Source organism: Thermithiobacillus tepidarius DSM 3134 (genome assembly GCF_000423825.1).
Taxonomy (GTDB): Bacteria; Pseudomonadota; Gammaproteobacteria; order Acidithiobacillales; family Thermithiobacillaceae; genus Thermithiobacillus; species Thermithiobacillus tepidarius.
In genome coordinates this window covers 1-18,342 of sequence record NZ_AUIS01000035.1, presented here as the reverse complement: position 1 = coordinate 18,342, position 18,342 = coordinate 1, and the positions used below count along the sequence as shown (strand labels likewise).

Sequence of the window (18,342 nt, the reverse complement as noted above, 5' to 3'; positions counted from 1 at the left end):
CGCGCGCAAGCAGATCAACGTGGCACGCGACATGCTCAAGCACTGGTGCACCTGCGTCATGCGTTCCAAGGTCGAACCCATGAAGGAGGTCGCCGCCATGGTCCGTCGCCACCTCGAGGGCATCGTCGCCTGGGCCCAGACCCGCCAGACCAACGGCTTCCTCGAAGCGCTCAACGGCCTGTTTCAGTCCGCCAAGCGCCGCGCTCGCGGCTTCACCCGCTTCACCACTATCAGAACCGTCATCTTCCTGATCGCCGGCAAGCTCGACTTCGCAGTGATCAACCCTCATGCCCGGCAACCCACTTGAAATTCAACAGAGCCAAAAAACGAGACCCGCCGCAATACCTGCGTACTGGAAAAGCGAGCGGAATCAAGCTCAATGTAGCTGTTCAGCCTTTCTGTAGGAAAATTCCTGCCTGCTCGTAAGGTATTCTCTCCCATGCGGCGGAAACGCCGACATGAAAAACAGTAATCCCTGCTATCCAGCCGCTTTGCCATTCACCAAAATGCCCCGTATCCAGCCTCTGGGTCCGGAGTGCCATCTTTTTCAACCTCATGGCCGGAATTCAACGGTTTTCCATGGGAGCTTTTGCTGCTGGCTCCACTTTCATTGATTCATCGTTGGCTGCCCCGGTTCCGGAAGCACTGTGTTCATAGAAAACGGGCAACAAAAAGCGGGGATTCTGGGTGGGGAATTCGACACTTGCCGCCACCGCGCGGCAGGAGAGCGCGCAAGCACATCATGTAGATGCGATCCAGGCGAGCGGTGCCGCGGGCACGGCGGCGATCCGGCAGCCGGAGCGGTCATGGCCGGCCATGCGAGAAGCGGGGCTCGAGCAGCGGGCAGGCCTGTATGTGCCGGTCAAGTACAAGCTGGCGCTGGCATTGACGCTGGCGGTGCTCTGGTGCGCCGTGAGCTGGCATCTGGCTCGGCCCTGGACGGACGAGCTCGCCGGCCACATCGGCTATCCGCTGGCGCTGGTGATCGTGATCGGCATTGCCGTGCTGCCGGGCTACGCCAACGCCTTCATCTTCTTCAGCCTGGCCTTCGACCGGCGGCCGGGCAGCAAGCCCGTGGCCGCGTTTCCGCCCATCAGCCTGCTGATTGCCGCCTACAACGAGGAACAGAGCATCGCCAGCACCATTGACTCCATCGTCGGCCAGCATTATCCGGGCGAGCTCGAGATCATCGTGATCGACGACGGTTCGACGGATGCCACGGCCCAGGTCGTCGGCGGCCTGCGGGTGCCGCACCTGCGGCTCGTGCGCCTGCCGCGCAACGGCGGCAAGGCCAGGGCCCTGAACCGCGGCCTCGAGGCAGCCCGGCACGAGCTCATTGTGTCCATCGACGCGGACACTTTCCTCTATCGCGGTGCCCTGGAAGCCATCGTGGCCCGCTACCTGAGCGATCCGGCCGGCACCGTGGCCGTCGCCGGTGCCGTCCACGTGCGCAACTCGCGCGAAAACTGGCTGACGCGCATTCAGGAATGGGATTTCTTCCACGGCATCGCCGTGGTCAAGCGTACCCAGAGCCTGTACCAGGGGACGCTGGTGGCGCAGGGTGCTTTTTCGCTGTATCGCAAGCGCGCCGTTCTGGAAGTGGGCAGCTGGCCGGACACAGTGGGCGAGGACATCGTGCTGTCCTGGGCTCTCCTCAAGCGCGGCTATCGCATCGGCTATGCGGAAAACGGCGTGGTCTTCACCAACGTGCCCACCAGCTACAAGCAGTTTTTCCGCCAGCGCCAGCGCTGGGCACGGGGATTGATCGAGGCGTTCAAGCACCATCCGGGCGTCCTGCTGCAGCCGCGCCTGAATCTGCCTTTCTTTTATCTGAACTTGATCTTTCCGCTGCTGGACCTCTTTTTCCTGCTGGTCTTCGTCCCCGGAGTCATTGCGGCGCTCTTCGGCCGCTATTACATCGCCGGGCCCATGACCTTGGCGGTGCTGCCGCTGGCCGTCCTGAACAATCTGCTGATGTACCAGGTGCAGCGGAGCATGTTCCAGAGCAAGAGCCTGCGCGTGCGGCGCAATCGCCTGGGCTTTCTGTTCTACATGCTCTTTTATCAACTGCTGATGACACCGGCCTGTGTCGCGGGCTACGCGGCGGAGGTGGCCAACCGGCGCAAGAACTGGGGGACCAAATGAAGCATGCAGCGATTGCCCTGGCCGCCTGGATGACGGCGACAGCCGCCGCCCCGATCCTGGCGGCCGAGTCGGCGGATTCCGCCGCAGCCGCCGAGATCGTGGCGGGTCGTCAGGCCTTGCTCGGCGAGCAGCCCGCACAGGCGCTGCAGCACTTCCTCGCCGCCCTGGGGCGCTCGCCGGGCGGGGATGACCGGATCGCGGCCCGGGTGGGGGCCGGGCGGGCGGCGCTTTGGCTGGAGGACTATGCCTTGACGCGGCGCATGTTCCAGGAAGCGCTGCCCCTGGCCACGACGCCGGCGGACCGGGACGAGATCCGCGTGGGCCTGGCCCGGAGCTTGAACGGCCTGGATCGGCCGCGGGAAGCTTATGGCATTGCGGCGGAGCTGGCGCCTCGTTCCCCGGCGGCCGCGGTAGAGGCCGCCCGGGCCGCCTTGGCGCTGGGCTGGGCGCGCGAAGCAGCCGCCCTGCTGGCCGCGCCGACGGAGCCGGTCACCGCCGAGCGGCACGGCGCGTGGCTCGCCCGCGAGTACGCCAGATTGCAGGAGGAATCGCGTTTCCGCCTGAGGCGGTCGGCGGAGCTCGCCTTCGCCTACGCCAAGGACAACGACGGCTTGCGCGAGCATGGATGGACTCTGGCCGCGTCCTTCGGCCCTCGGGGAAGTGGCCGGCTGGCGCACGCCACCTACCAGCTTGGCCTCGATTTGCAGACGCTTTCCACCGATGCGGCCAGCGCCCGCCTGCGTGAGGCGTTCAGCGGCGTTGCGACCCGAATCGGCGACAGCGGCCGGTTGAGCGGCCGGCTCGGGCTGGGCCAGCACGGGGACTGGACCTACCCCGTGGGCGCCCTGGGTTTCGACTACCGCCCGGGAGATGACTGGGGGATGGCGCTCGGCGCGGAAACGGCGGCGGTCCGCACCATCGCCGCCCTCGACCGGCGCATCGCCGTCCACACCTTCACCCTGGGCGCGGATCACCGCGTGGGCAGTCTGGCCACCCTGGCCGGCTCCCTGTATCGCCAGGATTTCAGCGATGGCAATGCCCGCCATGGTGCGGTGCTCAGAGTCGGATCGGCCCTGGCGACCGTGCCGGGGACGAGGCTGAGCGTGGGCGCCCGGCTGTACGGGCGCTGTTTCATCAGCAGCCGGGAGGATGTGGTCGGTTACTTCAACCCGCAGCGCTTTCGCGAAGCCCAGCTCAGCGCCGTGCTGGCGCAGTCCTTGCCGGCCCAGTGGCAGGTCCGGGCCGTGCTGGGCCTCGGCCGGCAGCATATCGACGGCGAGGGGGCCAACACGCTGAGCGCCGAGACCCAGTTGAGCGGCCGTATGGCCGGCCGGCTGCGGGTTCAGCTCAAGGCAGGCTATGGCGACTCGGCCATCGCCAGCAGCACGGGGCCCGGCTACCGCCGCGGCTACATCGCCACCGCGCTGACCCTCCCCTGGTGACCAGAGGGCTCTGCCGCGGGGGCGAAGGCGCTGCTACAATCGGACGGACATCCATGCGTTTCGCGGGGGAGTAATGCATGCCGATCCACGTCAAGCGCGTTTATGAGCCGCCAGCGCCCGACGACGGCGCCCGTTTCCTGGTGGAGCGCCTGTGGCCGCGCGGCCAGACCAAGGCGGCGCTCGCGCTGGACGCCTGGCTTCGGGACGTGGCCCCGAGCACGGCGCTGCGCCAGTGGTTCGGACATGACCCGGCCAAGTGGGCGGAATTTCGGCAGCGCTACCGGGCGGAACTGGCGGCCGATCCGGCGGCCTGGTGCCCGCTGCTGGAGGCGGCCCGGCAGGGTCCGGTGACCCTGCTGTACAGCGCCCGCGACACCGCGCACAACGGCGCCCTGGTCCTGCGCGACTTTTTGCGGGAGCAATTGGACGAGCCATGAGCGGACACGGCGGCTATCTCTTCTTCGTCTGGCTGCACATCCTGGCCGCCGCCCTGTGGGTGGGCGGCATGCTCTTTTTCGTGCTGGTGCTGCTGCCGCTCAGCCGCAGCGAGCGCTACCGGGCGCTGGCGCCCGAACTGGTGCAGCTGAGCGGCCTGCGCTTTCGCGTGGTGGGCTGGGTCGCCCTGGTCCTGCTCGTCGCCACCGGCACCCTGGCGCTCTACTACCGCGGCCTGGGCAGCCTGCTGGGGGAGGCGGCGTTCTGGCGCGCGCCCTTCGGCAGCGTGCTCGCCATGAAGCTGTTTCTGGTGGCCGCCGTGCTGGGCATCAGCGCGGTGCATGACTTTTACGTCGGCCCGCGCAGCGTGGCCCGCTGGCAGCAGGCGCCGGACGCCCCCGACACCCGCCGGCTGCGCCGGTTGGCGGCCTGGATGGGCCGGCTCAATCTGCTCTTGTCCCTGGCCATCGTGTTCCTCGCCGTCGCGCTGGTGCGCGGGCTGCCCTGAGCCGCGGCGCGCTCGCACTTGGTACTTGACGGGCGCCGCGCCTTCCTATTAATGTATTTTCAATACATCTATTGGCCGGTCATGGCCCAGGTTTCGGGGCAGGGTGGCGGCATAAATAGTGTATTTTAAATATATCTTTTCATGGAGGGAGAGCCATGTACCAACAACTCGCTTGGCAGGTCACCTTGATCCTGGTGTCGGCGTTGGCGCTGGTCTTCGTGTTCGTGGCGCTGCGCGCCCGCCAGCACGCGGACTACGAGCCGATCCAGCACCGCGGCTATCGCATCCGCACGCGCTTTTTCTGGGCTCTGGTGCTGCTGGGCACGCCCACCCTGCTGTACAGCATGACCGATCTGCCCTACGCCGCCATGCGCGACCGGGGCGCGGCCGCGCAGGTCGTCGAGGTGGTCGGCCACCAGTGGTACTGGACCCTGAGCGGCAACACCGTCCGGGCCGGTCAGCCGGTGGAGTTCCGCATCACCAGCGCCGACGTCAACCACGGCTTCGCCGTTTACGACCCCGACATGCGCATCGTCGCCCAGACCCAGGCCATGCCCGAGTACGTCAACAAGGTGCGCTACACCTTCACCCGGCCCGGCACCTACAAGATCATGTGCCTGGAATACTGCGGCGTCGCCCATCAGAACATGATGGCCGAAATCCAGGTCCAGGAAAGCTAAGCGGAGGACAATGAAAATGAATGACGCGATCCAGAATCCCCTGACGCTGGCCGCCCGGCGCAGCGTGCTGGCCTACATGGCGACGGCGGCGGTGGTCTTGCTGCTGATGATGGTGTTCGGCCTGCTCATGCGCATGACCGAGGGCCAACTGCTGCCTATCGGCCCCGACCGCTTCTACCAGATCATGACCGTGCACGGCGCCGGCATGGTCGGCATCACCGCCCTCGGCAGCGCCGCCATCATGTGGTACTTCCTGAGCCAATACGTGAAGCTCAGCACCGGCATCTTCCTCGCCAATCTGGCGCTCTTTTTGATCGGCGTGGTGATGATCCTGGCCGGCGTCTTTCTCGGCGGCTTCGCCGGCGCCTGGACCTTCCTCTTCCCGCTACCGGCCATGTCCATGGGGCTGTGGGGCAAGGGGGCGGCGGCGCTCTTCCTGGGCGGGCTGCTTTTGATCGGCACCGGCTTCCTGCTCTTCTACCTGGATGCGGCGCGCGCCATCCTCGCCCGCTACGGCAATTTCGCCAACGCGCTCGGCTGGCCGCAGCTCTTCGGCAGGGTCGAGGGCTACGGCCCGCCGCCCACGGTGGTGGCGAGCACCATGGTGATCATCGTGGACACGCTCGGCATCGTCGCCGGGGCGAGCATCCTGACCATGAGCCTCATCAATCTCTACGTGCCGAGCTTCCGCATCGATCCGCTGCTCGCCAAGAACCTGATCTACTTCTTCGGCCACGTCTTCATCAACGCGGTCATCTACAAGGCGGTCATCGCCGTCTACGAGATCCTGCCGCGCTACACCAATCGGCCCTGGAAAGCGAACCGGGTCTTCCTGGCCGCCTGGACCGTCTCGACCGTGCTGGTGATCATCATCTATCCCCATCACCTGCTCATGGATTACGCCATGCCGCAGTGGATGCTGCTGATGGGGCAGATCATCTCCTACCTCAACGGCCTGCCGGTGCTGGTGGTCACCGCCTACGGCGCGCTGATGATCGTCTACCGCTCCGGCATCCGATGGGACATGGCCTCGGGCCTGCTCTTCCTGTCCATGTTCGGCTGGACCGGCGGCGTGGTGCCGGCCATCGTGGACGGCACCATCGTCATCAACCAAGTGATGCACAACACCCTGTGGGTGCCCGGCCATTTCCACTTCTACCTGCTGCTGGGCGTGGTCTCCATGTTCTTCGGCTTCATGTACTACCTGCTCAAATCCGGGCAGGCCGCGGATACCGGCCTGGACCGCGCCAGCCTGTGGCTCTACCTGCTGGGCGCCCTGGGCTTCGTGTTCAGCTTCCTCTACTCCGGCAAGGAGAGCGTGCCGCGCCGTTACGCGGTGCACCTGCCCGAGTGGGTGCCCTACGACCGCATCGCCTCGGTATTCGTGGCGCTGGTGGTGGCCGCGGTGCTGGTCTTCGTGGCGCGCTTCCTGCTGAGCCTGCCGCGCCTGGGCGCGGCGCGCCATGCGTAGCGTGCTCGCCGTGCTCGCCGTGTGCGCGCTGGGCACGGCGAGCCTCTGGCTGGGCACGGACGGGCTGCGCGCCTTCACCGCGGAAGGCGCCCGCCGCCTGGCCGTGCAGGAAAGGCCGCGGACGCTCCCCGCGGCCGTCCTGCAGGATCAGGACGGCCGCGCGTTCCGGCTGCAGGACTATCAGGGGCGGGTGGTGCTGGTGGAGTTCATCTACACCCGCTGCCTGACGGTCTGTTCCTCCCTGGGGGCGAGCTTCCAGCAGCTCTACCGACGCCTGCCAGCGCAGGGGAGGGCGGACGTGGTACTGCTCAGCATCAGCTTCGATCCCCGCCATGACGATCCGGCCCGCCTGCGGGATTACGCCCGGCGCTACGGCGCCGACGGCCGGCGCTGGCGCATCGCCCGCATCAATGACCCCGTCCAGCTGCAGGCGCTGCTCAAGGCTTTCGGCGTTACCGTGATTCCCGACACTTACGGCGGTTTCGAGCACAACGCGGCGATCCACGTGCTGAACCGCGGCGGGCGCCTGGCCGCCATCCACGATCCCGGCGACGTGCCGGGCGCCCTGCGCCGGGCGCGGACTCTGCCATGAGCGCCGGCACCCTGTCCGTGCGCCGCACGGAGGCGGGCCTGGCCCTGCTCGGCATCCTGGCGCTGCCGCTGGTGGCCGCCTGGCTGGAGGGCCACATGCTCGGCCACATGCTGGTGCAGATCCCCCTCCTGGTCGTGGCCGGCCATCTGCTGGGTCCGGCCGCGGCCCGGCGCTGGCCGCGGTGCCTGCGGGGCGGCAATCGCGGCGGCATCGCGGGCATCCTGCTGGCCAGCTTCACCCTGAGCTTCTGGATGCTGCCCCGTTCCCTGGACGCCGCGCTGGGCGAGCCCCTGATGGAGGCCGCCAAGTTCCTGTCCCTGCCGCTTTTGGCCGGCGTGCCACTGGCCTTGAGCTGGCCACGGCTGCATCCGGTGGCACGCGGCTTCGTCTGGGCCAACCTCATTTCCATGCTGGCCGTCATGGGCTGGCTGTACTTGGTAGCCCCGGTGCGCCTGTGCAACAGCTATCTGGTGGATCAACAGACCCTACTCGGCTGGGCGCTCCTGCTCCTGACCGCCCTCACCACCCTGGCCTGGGCAGCGGGCGTCTTTTTCGGCGGCACCAAAATGGCGGATAATGGAGCCGAATGTCGGGAACATTTCCGTTCCCCGCCCGTGGAGTCGTCGTGATGCGTTCCCTGCTCGCCGTTGCCGTCTTCTGCGCCGCGCTCTTCGGCTGTACCGAAAAGCCGCAGCCCGCGCCGCAGCCGTTCCAGTCCACCGACATCAGCCAAGCCGGCTACGATGCCGACTTCCGCCTGACCGACCACCACGGCCAGCCGCGCCGCCTGGCCGACTTCCGGGGCAAGGTGGTGCTCATGAGCTTCGGCTACACCCACTGTCCCGACGTCTGTCCCACCACGCTGGCCGAGCTGGCGCAGGTGCGCAAGAAACTGGGGTCGGCGGCGCAGGATGTGCAGGTGCTCTTCGTCACCGTGGACCCCGAGCGCGACACGCCGGCGGCACTGGCCGAGTACGTGCCCTATTTCGATCCCACTTTCCTCGGGCTCTACGGCGACCCGGCGGCCATCGCCAGGACCGCCAAGAACTTCCACGTCTACTACAAAAAGCAGCCGTCCGGCTCCGCGGCGGGCTACGCCATGGACCACACGGCCGGCACCTACATCTTCGACCGCCGGGGCCGCCTGCGCCTGATGGCCGGCTATGGCTCGGGGGCGGACGTCATTGCCCACGACGTGAAGCTGCTGCTGGCGGAGCAGGGGGGCTGACGTGCACGCAAGGAGGTCGATATGAAGGAGATTCCCGCCGGAATGCAGCCCTACAAGCGCACCGCCGTCTTCACCGAAGCCAGCATGCCCGCCGCTCTGCGCGCCCGTCACAACACCAAGCCCGGCGCTTGGGCGCGCATCGTGGTGCTGTCGGGCCGGCTGCGTTACCGCATCGAGAGCGATCCGCCCGAGGAATGGGAGCTGACGCCGGAACGGCCCGGCGTCATCGAGGAATCGGTCTACCACGCAGTGGAGCCGCTGGGGTCGGTCAGCTTCTATCTGGAGTTTTACAAGCAGCCGGACACCGATGCGGCGCGCCTGGCGCGCCCCATGGATCGGGAGCTGGGATTCCGGGAGGACGGCGGGGACTAGTCAGCCGAGCTGAGCTGCACGGTCACCGGTTGGTGAATGCCCAGCAGAGGAGCGAGGCGCCCGCCGTTGCCCAGCAGGTCCTCCAAGGTATAGCGGTCGAGGACGCACAGGAAGGCGTCGCGCGCTTCCGCCAGCACGCCTTTCAGGCGGCATGCGGGATTGAGCGGGCAGTCGCCCTTGCCGCTGCCCAGGCACTCGACGATGCTCAGATCGCTTTCCGTATGCCTGACCACGTCGCCCACGCGGATCAGCGCCGGCGCCCGGCCCAGGCGCAGCCCGCCGCCCTTGCCGGGCGAGGTCAGGATGAAGCCGGCCTTGGCCAGGTTGTGCACCACCTTCATCAGATGGTTCTTGGAGATGCCGTAGCTCGTGGCGATTTCCTGAATGGTGACCGGCCGGTCCTTCTGCAGACCGAGGTAGATCAGCACGCGCAGGGCGTAATCGGTGTAGCGGGTCAGTTGCATGCGTGGTTCCGTGCACTTGGTAACTATTCTTAGACAGTGGTTATTTTTGCCGGTTTCATCTAAGTTGAAGCCGGCCAGTCGCCGGATCCGCCGGCTGCGTTCTGCATGGGCCTTAAGCCGGATGCCGCGACCGCGTCCGGCGTTAAATGTTTCCCGAATTGTGCCGTAAAGCATAACACGGCTTCACCCGGACAATGATTACGGTTTGGTCACTCGAGGGCACGTCATGCAACCCAGCATTCTGAGAAACATGCTCTTTTCCTTTCTGGGCTTCGGTCTGCTCATGGGCGCGGTGTTTCCCTTCTACGCCAACCTCTTCGTCCAGTGGAAGCCGGGCATGCTGGTCTTCTTCGTGGCCGGCTGCCTGGTGGCCGGATTGATGATCGGCATCATCAACTACATGATCTTCAAGCGCGTGCTGCTGAGCAAGCTGCAGCGCATCTCCGTGGTGGCCAACGCCATCAGCCAGAACGACCTCACCCACCACTGCCAGATGCAGAGCGCCGACACCATCGGCGCGATCGTGCGCAGCTTCAACCAGATGGCTTCCAACCTGCGCGAGCTGATCGGCAAGGTGGCCAGTCTCGGCCAGGCGGTGGACGAGGGGGCCCACTCCATCCAGGGCATCATGGTGCAGGTCAACCAGCAGCTGATCACCCAGGAAGAGGGCGCCCGGCAGATCACCCGCGCCGTCGGCGACCTGTCCAGCACCGTGGCCGAGATCGCCCAGCATGCCGCCGAGGTGGCGGCGTCGGCGCAGAAGGCCGAGGACCTGGCGCGCTCGGGCGGCCAGGTGGTGCAGGACACCATCGGCGGCATGCAGCGCATCGAGCGGGCGGTCAGCGAGGCCGCCAAGGCGGTGGGCAGCCTGGGGCAGCAGTCCGACCAGATCGGCGCCATCGTGGCGGTGATCAACGACATTGCCGAGCAGACCAACCTGCTGGCCCTGAACGCCGCCATCGAGGCGGCGCGCGCCGGCGAGCAAGGGCGCGGCTTCGCCGTGGTCGCCGACGAGGTGCGCAAGCTGGCGGAAAAGACCGGCAACGCCACCCGCGAGATCGACGGCATGATACAACGCATCCAGCAGGAAACCCGCAACGCGGTGGCCACCATGCACAGCGGCACCCAGGAGGTGCGCCAGGGGGTGGACAAGGCCCATGCCGCCGGCGACGCCCTGCAGGAGATCGTGCACAGCATCGGCAACGTGAGCGGCATGATCCAGCAGATCGCTGCCGGCGCCGAGGCCCAGGCCAGCGTGGTGGAGGCCATCGAGGCGCGGGTGCAGGAGATCGACAGCCTGACCGCGCAGACCGCCAGCGAAACCCGGGAGGCGGAGGCGACCAGCGATGCCCTGGCCAAGCGGGCCGCTGACCTGAGCCAGATGCTGCGCAGCTTCAAGGTAAAGTAATCCGGGCGGCGCCGTTGCGCGGCCCTTGCCGCGCCCCCGCTCCTTGCCGCAAACTGTGGGCACCTGCTTTTCCACCGTTTGAGGCGTGTTCATGTCATCCAGCAAGGATTCCTTCGATCTTCTCGTCATCGGCAGCGGCCCGGGAGGCTACCGGGCGGCGGTGCTGGCCGCCCTGCGCGGGCAAAAGGCCGCCATCGTCGAGCGCCACACCTGGGGTGGCACCTGCCTGAACCGCGGCTGCGTGCCCAAGAAGGACTGGCACTACAGCGCCAAGCTGATCCGCAAGAGCCGCGCCTTCGCCGAGCGCGGGCTCGTCGCCGACGGCGCCCTGCGCGGCGACATGCAGCAGGCCTGGCAGCACCAGCGCAAGGTGGTGGAGACGGTGCGGGCCAGTTACGTGGACTACCTGCAGCGCCTCGGCGCCCAGCAGCTGGAGGGCCACGGCCGCTTCCTCGACGCGCACACGGTGGAGGTGGAGGGCCGGAGCGGCAGGCAGCGCGTCAGCGCCGAGCACATCATCATCGCCACCGGCTCGGCGCCCATCACTCCGGCGGGCCTGGCGCTCATCCCCGGCAAGCTCATCAACAGCGACATGCTCTACGACGACGGCGTGCCGCCCGGCGACCGGGTGGCCATCATCGGCGGCGGCGTGATCGGCGTGGAGTTTGCCTTCATCTTCCAGATGCTGGGCAAGCAGGTGGAGTGGCTGGTGGACGCCAAGCCCCTGTCCAAGAGCCTGTACAGCCCGCAGGCCCTCGGCACCCTGATGAAGGCGCTGAAGAGCGCGGGCGTCGGGCCCAAGACCCGTTGCCGGGTGCAGGCGGTGGCGGAGACCGCCGCCGGCCTCGAGCTGCAGCTCTGCGGCGGCGAGACCGTCACCGTGGACTGGGCCGTGCTGGCCACCGGCCGCCGTCCCTACACGGCGGAGTTGGGCCTGGAGCACACGGGCGTGCAGCTCGACGAGCGCGGCTTCGTGCGGACCAATGACTATCTGCAGACCGCCGAGCCCCACATCTACGCCATCGGCGACGTGGTGGGCCCCTACATGAATGCCAACCAGGCCCTGGCCGACGCCACCCTGGCGGTGCACAACATCATCGACGGCAACAGCCGCGTGCGCAAACCCCTGTGGGTGCCGGAGCTCGTGTACTCCGCCGTAGAGATGGGGCGCCTGGGCCTGAACGACGACATGGCCGAGGACGAGGGCTTCGAGCCCGCCGTCGGCTTTGCCGCCTTCGAGACCTCGCCGCGCGCCCTGGGCCAGGACGACACGGAAGGCTTCGTGCGCCTGCTAGCCGACATGGACAGCGGCGAGCTCCTGGGCGGCGAGATCGTCGGCGACGAGGCCGGCGAACTCATCCACCTGCTCGCCCTGGCACCCGACCGCGACACCGCCCTGCGCTGGATCGCCAACGGCCACTTCAACCACCCGGCCCGCTCCGAGGAGTTGCTCAACGCCACCGAGACCCTGGCGGCGCAATGGGGCCTGGCGGAGGAGATCTTTTCCCGCTAGGGGATGCGTGCCGAACAGCGAGGCTGGAGTCGTTCCGGCAACGGCCGGCTCCATCTGCGTCCCTGCTGTCGTGGCCGCCTGCAGGCGCGGGCTTGCCCTCGATCCAAGGGCGACCGAAACGGTTGACCGCGAGCCAATCCGCGCCTACCGCGCGAAGGCCGCTGCCCGGGCATCCGCTACGGCCGGCCCTCGCCCTGCCCGCTCCCAGGGGGAGCGGGTATTCAGGGCGTGGGACGCGGTACCGCGCCAAGCCCTGGCGGGCCGCCATCCTGGTTCGTAGGAGCGGGCTGGCCCGCGATCCCAGGGTGGCCGGCCGCGACCTTTATCGCGGGCCAGCCCGCTCCTACAGCCGGTGGCAATAGCGGGGTCAGGGGTTTGGTTTTTCCACCCCATGGTTCCGCCGCGCCGCGCGGGGCCGGCGGGAAATGCAGGAGCGAGCTCGCTCGCGATGGCTTCCCGATCGGCACAGTGGATCGCGAGCCAGCTCGCTCCTACCGCCACTGGCGGCAGCAACGAGGGAGCGCCTGTCTGAGCCAGCGCGGCCGGCGAGTCAGGCAACGGGTGCTGCCCGTTTTTGTGAGCCGCAGGCGAGAGTGAGCGCGGCGAACGGCAAAACGACCAACGGGAGTTTACCGCTGCGCTTTCGGCGCCTATGGCGCCTCATGAAACGGGCGCTGCCCGTTTTCGCGAGCCGCAGGCGAGAGTGAGTGCAGCGAACGGCAAAGGAGGCTGCCGCCGGGCAACCTCTGCCATCCAGTTCCCACGGGCGCCAGCCGGCGCTTCATCCAACGACACCGCTGCACTTTGCCCGCACTCACCCCGATCCGATCCGCCCCTGCAGCCACCCGCTGATGTCCCCGATCTCCGCCGCGCACACGGAGTGCGCCATGGGATAGTGTCGCCAGTCCACCGGATAGCTGCGGCTGTCCAGCTGGTGCCGCGCGTCCTCGGCCAGGGTCAAGGGTACGACCGGGTCGTAGTCGCCGTGCGCCAGGAAGATGGGTGTGCCGCGGTTGGCGGCGCTGGCCTCCGTGTCCAGGCTGGCTGGGAATGGCAGATAGGTGGACAGGGCCAGGATGCCGGCCAGTTTCGCCGGGTAGCGCAGGCCGGCGTGCAGGGCGATCACGCCGCCTTGGGAGAAGCCCGCCAGCAGCAGGCGTTCCGCCGGAATGCCGCGCTGGCGCTCGCGGTCGAGCAGGGCGGAGGCCGCCTGCAGCGACTGGCGGATGCCCGCTTCGTCCACCTGCCGGCCAAGGTCCGGGTGCGCGATGTCGTACCAGGCCCGCATCACATAGCGGCCGTTGATGGTCACCGGTTGGCGGGGCGCGTGGGGGAAGACGAAGCGCAGGCCGAGGCTGCGCGGCAGCCGCAGCTCCGGCACGAAGGGCTCGAAATCATGGCCGCTCGCCCCCAGCCCGTGCAGCCAGACGATGCTGGCGGTGACCGGCGACGCGGTTTCCACCTCTACGGTGGACAGTAACGGTTGCTCTGGCATGGTCCTCGATTCCCTCCTGGTTTGCGCGTGATACCGCCGCCTTGTGCACCTTCGATGCCGCCCTGCCTGCTCCCGTCCGCGGCATGGCAAAGATGCGCCGGAGGCCGGCCGCGGGCACATCCGTCGAAGGTCTCTTCCTTATCCTGGGCTGCTCTGCCTCGAATATGCAAGTTGCTGACTCGGCAGGCACGATGACGACGATCAAACACTTTCGGTGGCGGCGGACGCGGTTTGCCCGGGAGATCCTGATGGTGCTCGCCATCAAGGCCGTGCTCCTGCTGGTCCTGAAGCTGGCCTTTTTCAGCGATCCGCTGAGCGCACGCCTGAGTGTCGAGGACGTCAGCCGCGCCCTGCTGGGCACGCAGCAGGTGGAGCCGCGCAGCCATCCGTCTCGCTAGCCCATCCAGGGGGCGCCATGTTCAACGAAACGCTGGTCGATCTGTCGCGGCTGCAGTTCGCCATCACCGCCATCTTCCACTTCTTCTTCGTGCCCCTGACCATCGGCCTGGGCTTCATCCTGGCCATCATGGAAACGGTCTACGTGATGACCGGCCGGGAAATCTACAAGGAGATGGTGCGCTTCTGGGGCAAGCTCTTCGGCATCAACTTCGCCATGGGCGTTACCACCGGCCTGACCATGGAGTTCCAGTTCGGCACCAACTGGGCCTATCTCTCCCACTACGTGGGCGACATCTTCGGCGCGCCGCTGGCCATCGAGGCGCTGACCGCCTTCTTCCTGGAATCCACCCTGATCGGCCTGTTCTTCTTTGGCTGGGAGCGCCTGTCCAAGCTCCAGCACCTGGTCGTCACCTATCTCATGGGCCTCGGGGCCAACACCTCGGCCCTGTGGATCCTCATTGCCAACGGTTGGATGCAGAACCCGGTGGGAGCGACCTTCAGCCCCGAGTCCATGCGCATGGAAGTGGTGGACTTCTGGGCGATGCTCTTCAATCCGGACGCCCAGGCCAAGTTCGTGCACACGGTCAGCGCCTCCTACGTCACCGGCTCCCTCTTCGTGCTCGGCATCAGCGCTTACTACCTCCTGAAGGGGCGCGACGTCGCCTTCGCGCGCAAGTCCTTCCGCATTGCCGCCGCCTTCGGCTTCGCCTCGGCGCTGTCGGTGATCGTGCTCGGCGACGAGTCCGGCTACGCCGTGACCGAACTCCAGCAGACCAAGCTGGCCGCCATGGAGGCGATCTGGGACACCGAGGAGCCGCCGGCCGCCTTCAAGCTCTTCGCCATCCCCGACGAGGAAAACCGGACCAACCGCTACGAGATCAAGATTCCCTACCTGATGGGCATCATCGGCACGCGCTCCCTGTCCACCCCCATCCTGGGCATGAACGATCTGGTGCGCATCAACGAGCAGCGCGTGCGCAGCGGCGCCGTGGCGGTGGCGGCGCTGGCCCAAGTGCGCGCCGATCCCCGGGACGAGGCGGCGAAGCAGCGCTTCCAGGCGCACATCAACGATCTCGGCTTCGGCCTGCTGCTGCGCTACACCAAAGACGTGAACCAAGCCACGCCGGCCATGGTCCGGCAGGCCGCCCTGGACACCATTCCCAAGATCTGGCCCATGTTCTGGAGCTTCCGCGTCATGGTGCTGCTGGGCTTTGCCTTCCTGGTGCTCTTCGGCTTCGCCCTGTACTACTCGGTCAAGGGCAACTTCGCGGAGAAGCGCTGGCTGCTGCGCTGGGCCCTGTGGTTCATTCCCATGCCCTGGGTAGCCAGCGAGCTCGGCTGGTTCGTGGCCGAGTACGGCCGCCAGCCCTGGACCATTTACGGCTTCCTGCCCACGCACTTTTCCGTGTCGCCCATTTCCCTGGGGGAGATCTACCTGTCCCTGTCCGCCTTCATTCTGTTTTACAGCGTGCTCTTTGCCATCGAGCTCTATCTCATGGTGAAGTACGCCCGCCAGGGCCCGGGCGTGCTGCGCGCCGGCCGCGACAGCGACGAACTCCCGTCCGCCCCACGCACGGAGGCCTGAGCCATGCTCGACTACGAGGTGCTGAAGTTCATCTGGTGGCTGCTCCTGGGCGTGCTGCTGATCGGCTTTGCCGCCACCGACGGCTACGACATGGGCATCGGCACGCTGCTGCCCTTCGTGGGCCGCAGCGACGCGGAGCGGCGCGTGATGCTCAACGTCATGGGACCGCACTGGGACGGCAACCAAGTCTGGTTCATCACCGCCGGCGGCGCGCTCTTCGCCGCCTGGCCGGCGGTCTACGCCGCTTCCTTCTCGGGCTTCTACATCGCCGTTCTGGCGGCCTTGTGGACGCTTTTCCTGCGGCCGGTGGCCTTCGAGTACCGCAGCAAGCGCACCGATTTGCGCTGGCGCAGCCTGTGGGACTGGAGCCTCTTCGCGGGCTCGGCGGTGCCGGCGCTCATCTTCGGCGTGGCTTTCGGCAACCTGCTGCAGGGCGTGCCCTTCCATTACGATACTTATCTGCGGCCGCTGTACACCGGCAGCTTCTGGGAGCTCCTGAATCCCTTCGCGCTGCTGGCCGGGGTCATCAGCCTGTCCATGCTGGTCTTCCACGGCGCCAATTACCTGATGATCCGCACCGAAGGCATCATCTTCGAGCGCGCCCGCCAGGCGAGCCTGCTGGCCGGCAGCGTGATGCTGCTCGCCTTCGCCCTGGCGGGCGTCTGGGTTGCCACTGGCATCAACGGCTACGTAGTCACCAGCAGCGCGCCCGCCTGGGCGGTGCCCAACCCCATGGCCAAGACGGTGGCGGTGGAGACCGGCGCTTGGCTGCGCAACTACGCCGCCTATCCGTCGACCGTCCTGCTGCCCGTTGCCGCCTTCCTCGGCGGCCTCCTGGGCATCCTCTTCGCCGCGCGCCGGCGGCCCGGGCTGGCCACCCTGTCGTCCGTGACCGCCCTGGCGGGGATCATCGGCACCGCCGGCGTGTCCATGTTCCCCTTCGTCATGCCGTCCAGCACCGACCCGCGCAGCAGCCTGACGGTGTGGGACGGCACCTCCAGCCACATGACCCTGGCCATCATGTTCTGGGTCACGGTGGTTTTCATGCCGTTGATCCTGGCCTACACCACCTGGGCCTACCGGGTGATGTGGGGCAAGGTCACGGAACGCTTCATCCATTCCCACGATCATACCGTTTATTGAGAGGGACCATGTGGTACTTTGCCTGGATACTGGGTGTCACGATGGCGATCCTGCTGGCCGTTCTGAATGCCATGTGGAGCGAGCTGCTGGGGAGCGATGAAAACTTGGACGCGGCCCCGGAATATCCCGACCTGGATCGCAGGCCCTAGTCCATTCCGTAGCTGAAACCAGCAAGGAGGGTGTTATGGCGCACATAGTCATTGTCGGAGCGGGGACGGGGGGGATGCCGGCGGCGTATGAGCTGCGGGCGGCGTTGGGGCGCGCGCACCGGATCACGGTGGTCAACGCCACCGACTACTTCCAGTTCGTGCCCTCCAATCCATGGGTGGGGGTGGGCTGGCGCACGCGCGCCGACATCAGCTTCCCGATCCGCCCCTACCTGGAGCGCAAGGACATCGCCTTCATCGCCCAGCCGGTCACCCGCATCGCCGCCGACCAAAACCGCCTGACCCTGGCCGACGGCCAGACGCTGGACTACGACTACCTGGTGCTGACCACCGGCCCCAAGCTGGCCTTCGACGAGGTGCCGGGCGCCGGGCCGCACGGCGGCTACACGCAGTCGGTGTGCACCGTCGAGCACGCCGAAGCCGCCTATGCCGCCTACCAGGACTTCCTCAACGCCCCCGGCCCGGCCATCATCGGCGCCTTCCAGGGCGCCAGCTGCTTCGGCCCGGCCTACGAGTACGCCTTCATCCTGGAAGCCGATCTGCGCAAGCGCCGGCTGCGCGATCGCGTGCCGATGACCTACGTCACCTCAGAGCCCTACATCGGCCACCTGGGCCTGGGCGGAGTGGGCGACTCCAAGGGCCTCCTGGAGCACGAGCTGCGGAACCGCCACATCCAGTGGATCACCAACGCCAAGGTCACCCGGGTGGAAGCGGGCACCATGCACGTGGCCGAGCACAATGCCCAGGGCGAGGTGATCCAGGAGCACGCGCTGCCCTTTGCCTTTTCCATGATGCTGCCGGCCTTCAAGGGCGTGGACGCGGTGGCGGCGGTGGCGGGCCTGTGCAATCCGCGCGGCTTCGTGCTGGTCGATGCGCACCAGCGCAGCCCGCGCTATCCCAACATCTTCGCCGCCGGCGTCGGCATCGCCATCCCGCCGGTGGAAGCCACGCCGGTGCCGACCGGCGCGCCGAAGACCGGCTACATGATCGAGTCGATGGTCACCGCCATCGTCCACAACCTGCGCGACGAGCTGGCCGGCCGCCCGGTCCAGGCGCAGGGCACCTGGAACGCCATCTGCCTGGCCGACATGGGCGACACCGGCGCCGCCTTCGTGGCGCTGCCGCAGATCCCGCCGCGCAACGTCAACTGGTTCAAGCAGGGCAAGTGGGTGCACCTGGCCAAGATCGCCTTCGAAAAATACTTCATCCGCAAAATGAAGGCCGGCACCTCCGAACCCGTCTACGAAAAATACATGCTCAAGGCTCTGGGCATCGAACGACTGAAGGAACACGCC

Annotated in this window: 20 protein-coding genes; 18 read left to right on the top strand and 2 right to left on the bottom strand. The window is 67.2% G+C overall.

The window, feature by feature from the left end:
• From G579_RS0112720 to G579_RS17535, 11 genes are all read left to right on the top strand, one after another.
• Positions 1–307: transposase (locus tag G579_RS0112720; RefSeq protein ID WP_028990480.1), on the top strand; the 307-nt coding region annotated here is incomplete at its 5' end.
• 509 nt (positions 308–816) lie between these two features.
• Positions 817–2,145 (top strand): glycosyltransferase family 2 protein, encoded by a 1,329-nt coding sequence (locus tag G579_RS0112715; protein ID WP_028990479.1) that lies wholly within the window; start codon positions 817–819, stop codon positions 2,143–2,145.
• Entirely contained in the window at positions 2,142–3,587 is a 1,446-nt protein-coding gene (locus G579_RS0112710) for a hypothetical protein (RefSeq protein ID WP_028990478.1), read from the top strand. Before G579_RS0112715 ends, G579_RS0112710 begins: the two co-directional genes overlap by 4 nt.
• Before the next feature lie 77 nt (positions 3,588–3,664).
• On the top strand, positions 3,665–4,024 hold the full coding sequence (locus G579_RS0112705; RefSeq protein WP_028990477.1) for a DUF488 domain-containing protein: 360 nt from the start codon (positions 3,665–3,667) through the stop codon (positions 4,022–4,024).
• Entirely contained in the window at positions 4,021–4,530 is a 510-nt protein-coding gene (locus G579_RS0112700) for a CopD family protein (RefSeq protein ID WP_028990476.1), read from the top strand. Before G579_RS0112705 ends, G579_RS0112700 begins: the two co-directional genes overlap by 4 nt.
• 155 nt (positions 4,531–4,685) lie before the next feature.
• Positions 4,686–5,210, top strand: coding sequence for a cupredoxin domain-containing protein (locus tag G579_RS0112695; RefSeq protein WP_028990475.1), 525 nt, complete (start codon positions 4,686–4,688; stop codon positions 5,208–5,210).
• A gap of 16 nt (positions 5,211–5,226) precedes the next feature.
• Positions 5,227–6,681: a cbb3-type cytochrome c oxidase subunit I gene (locus G579_RS0112690; protein ID WP_028990474.1), complete on the top strand. Its 1,455-nt coding sequence runs from the start codon at positions 5,227–5,229 to the stop codon at positions 6,679–6,681.
• A complete protein-coding gene (locus tag G579_RS0112685) occupies positions 6,674–7,273 on the top strand; it encodes an SCO family protein (protein ID WP_028990473.1) in 600 nt (199 codons plus the stop codon). Before G579_RS0112690 ends, G579_RS0112685 begins: the two co-directional genes overlap by 8 nt.
• On the top strand, positions 7,270–7,902 hold the full coding sequence (locus G579_RS17540; RefSeq protein WP_051181608.1) for a hypothetical protein: 633 nt from the start codon (positions 7,270–7,272) through the stop codon (positions 7,900–7,902). Before G579_RS0112685 ends, G579_RS17540 begins: the two co-directional genes overlap by 4 nt.
• A complete protein-coding gene (locus G579_RS0112675) occupies positions 7,902–8,501 on the top strand; it encodes an SCO family protein (RefSeq protein ID WP_028990472.1) in 600 nt (199 codons plus the stop codon). Before G579_RS17540 ends, G579_RS0112675 begins: the two co-directional genes overlap by 1 nt.
• A 21-nt stretch (positions 8,502–8,522) precedes the next feature.
• Complete coding sequence (locus tag G579_RS17535; protein ID WP_051181606.1) at positions 8,523–8,873, top strand: DUF1971 domain-containing protein; 351 nt, start codon at positions 8,523–8,525, stop codon at positions 8,871–8,873.
• On the opposite strand, the gene G579_RS0112665 is transcribed toward G579_RS17535, so the two are convergent.
• Positions 8,870–9,337 carry an RrF2 family transcriptional regulator gene (locus G579_RS0112665; RefSeq protein ID WP_028990471.1) on the bottom strand — a complete coding sequence of 156 codons (468 nt, stop codon included), beginning with the start codon at positions 9,335–9,337 and terminating at the stop codon, positions 8,870–8,872. The genes G579_RS17535 and G579_RS0112665 overlap by 4 nt on opposite strands.
• Positions 9,338–9,563: 226 nt before the next feature.
• Between G579_RS0112665 and G579_RS17530 the strand changes: the two genes are divergently transcribed.
• Positions 9,564–10,745, top strand: coding sequence for a methyl-accepting chemotaxis protein (locus G579_RS17530; RefSeq protein WP_051181604.1), 1,182 nt, complete (start codon positions 9,564–9,566; stop codon positions 10,743–10,745).
• 91 nt (positions 10,746–10,836) lie between these two features.
• Entirely contained in the window at positions 10,837–12,258 is a 1,422-nt protein-coding gene (locus tag G579_RS0112655) for a dihydrolipoyl dehydrogenase family protein (protein WP_028990470.1), read from the top strand.
• A gap of 814 nt (positions 12,259–13,072) precedes the next feature.
• On the opposite strand, the gene G579_RS0112650 is transcribed toward G579_RS0112655, so the two are convergent.
• Positions 13,073–13,753, bottom strand: coding sequence for an alpha/beta hydrolase (locus G579_RS0112650; protein WP_028990469.1), 681 nt, complete (start codon positions 13,751–13,753; stop codon positions 13,073–13,075).
• Between the two features lie 191 nt (positions 13,754–13,944).
• Here G579_RS0112650 and cydP point away from each other — a divergent pair, with 191 nt between their 5' ends.
• The 5 genes from cydP to G579_RS0112625 form a co-directional block, all read left to right on the top strand.
• Entirely contained in the window at positions 13,945–14,151 is a 207-nt protein-coding gene (gene cydP / locus G579_RS19090) for a cytochrome oxidase putative small subunit CydP (protein ID WP_155989861.1), read from the top strand.
• Between the two features lie 17 nt (positions 14,152–14,168).
• Positions 14,169–15,737 (top strand): cytochrome ubiquinol oxidase subunit I, encoded by a 1,569-nt coding sequence (locus G579_RS0112640; protein ID WP_028990468.1) that lies wholly within the window; start codon positions 14,169–14,171, stop codon positions 15,735–15,737.
• A gap of 3 nt (positions 15,738–15,740) precedes the next feature.
• Positions 15,741–16,880: a cytochrome d ubiquinol oxidase subunit II gene (gene cydB, locus G579_RS0112635; protein ID WP_028990467.1), complete on the top strand. Its 1,140-nt coding sequence runs from the start codon at positions 15,741–15,743 to the stop codon at positions 16,878–16,880.
• A gap of 8 nt (positions 16,881–16,888) precedes the next feature.
• On the top strand, positions 16,889–17,029 hold the full coding sequence (cydX, locus tag G579_RS18745; protein ID WP_081662788.1) for a cytochrome bd-I oxidase subunit CydX: 141 nt from the start codon (positions 16,889–16,891) through the stop codon (positions 17,027–17,029).
• A gap of 35 nt (positions 17,030–17,064) precedes the next feature.
• On the top strand, positions 17,065–18,342 hold a 1,278-nt coding region (locus tag G579_RS0112625; RefSeq protein WP_028990466.1), incomplete at its 3' end, for an NAD(P)/FAD-dependent oxidoreductase.

Coding starts and splice junctions, on each gene's coding strand:
- G579_RS0112710 (WP_028990478.1), top strand. CDS start 2,142: ATGAAGCATGCAGCGATTGCCCTGGCCGCCTGGATGACGGCGACAGCC.
- G579_RS0112665 (WP_028990471.1), bottom strand. CDS start 9,337: ATGCAACTGACCCGCTACACCGATTACGCCCTGCGCGTGCTGATCTAC.
- G579_RS0112675 (WP_028990472.1), top strand. CDS start 7,902: ATGCGTTCCCTGCTCGCCGTTGCCGTCTTCTGCGCCGCGCTCTTCGGC.
- G579_RS0112695 (WP_028990475.1), top strand. CDS start 4,686: ATGTACCAACAACTCGCTTGGCAGGTCACCTTGATCCTGGTGTCGGCG.
- G579_RS0112685 (WP_028990473.1), top strand. CDS start 6,674: ATGCGTAGCGTGCTCGCCGTGCTCGCCGTGTGCGCGCTGGGCACGGCG.
- G579_RS0112690 (WP_028990474.1), top strand. CDS start 5,227: ATGAATGACGCGATCCAGAATCCCCTGACGCTGGCCGCCCGGCGCAGC.
- G579_RS0112640 (WP_028990468.1), top strand. CDS start 14,169: ATGTTCAACGAAACGCTGGTCGATCTGTCGCGGCTGCAGTTCGCCATC.
- G579_RS0112705 (WP_028990477.1), top strand. CDS start 3,665: ATGCCGATCCACGTCAAGCGCGTTTATGAGCCGCCAGCGCCCGACGAC.
- G579_RS17530 (WP_051181604.1), top strand. CDS start 9,564: ATGCAACCCAGCATTCTGAGAAACATGCTCTTTTCCTTTCTGGGCTTC.
- G579_RS0112655 (WP_028990470.1), top strand. CDS start 10,837: ATGTCATCCAGCAAGGATTCCTTCGATCTTCTCGTCATCGGCAGCGGC.
- G579_RS17535 (WP_051181606.1), top strand. CDS start 8,523: ATGAAGGAGATTCCCGCCGGAATGCAGCCCTACAAGCGCACCGCCGTC.
- G579_RS0112715 (WP_028990479.1), top strand. CDS start 817: ATGCGAGAAGCGGGGCTCGAGCAGCGGGCAGGCCTGTATGTGCCGGTC.
- cydB (WP_028990467.1), top strand. CDS start 15,741: ATGCTCGACTACGAGGTGCTGAAGTTCATCTGGTGGCTGCTCCTGGGC.
- G579_RS0112700 (WP_028990476.1), top strand. CDS start 4,021: ATGAGCGGACACGGCGGCTATCTCTTCTTCGTCTGGCTGCACATCCTG.
- G579_RS17540 (WP_051181608.1), top strand. CDS start 7,270: ATGAGCGCCGGCACCCTGTCCGTGCGCCGCACGGAGGCGGGCCTGGCC.
- cydX (WP_081662788.1), top strand. CDS start 16,889: ATGTGGTACTTTGCCTGGATACTGGGTGTCACGATGGCGATCCTGCTG.
- G579_RS0112650 (WP_028990469.1), bottom strand. CDS start 13,753: ATGCCAGAGCAACCGTTACTGTCCACCGTAGAGGTGGAAACCGCGTCG.
- cydP (WP_155989861.1), top strand. CDS start 13,945: ATGACGACGATCAAACACTTTCGGTGGCGGCGGACGCGGTTTGCCCGG.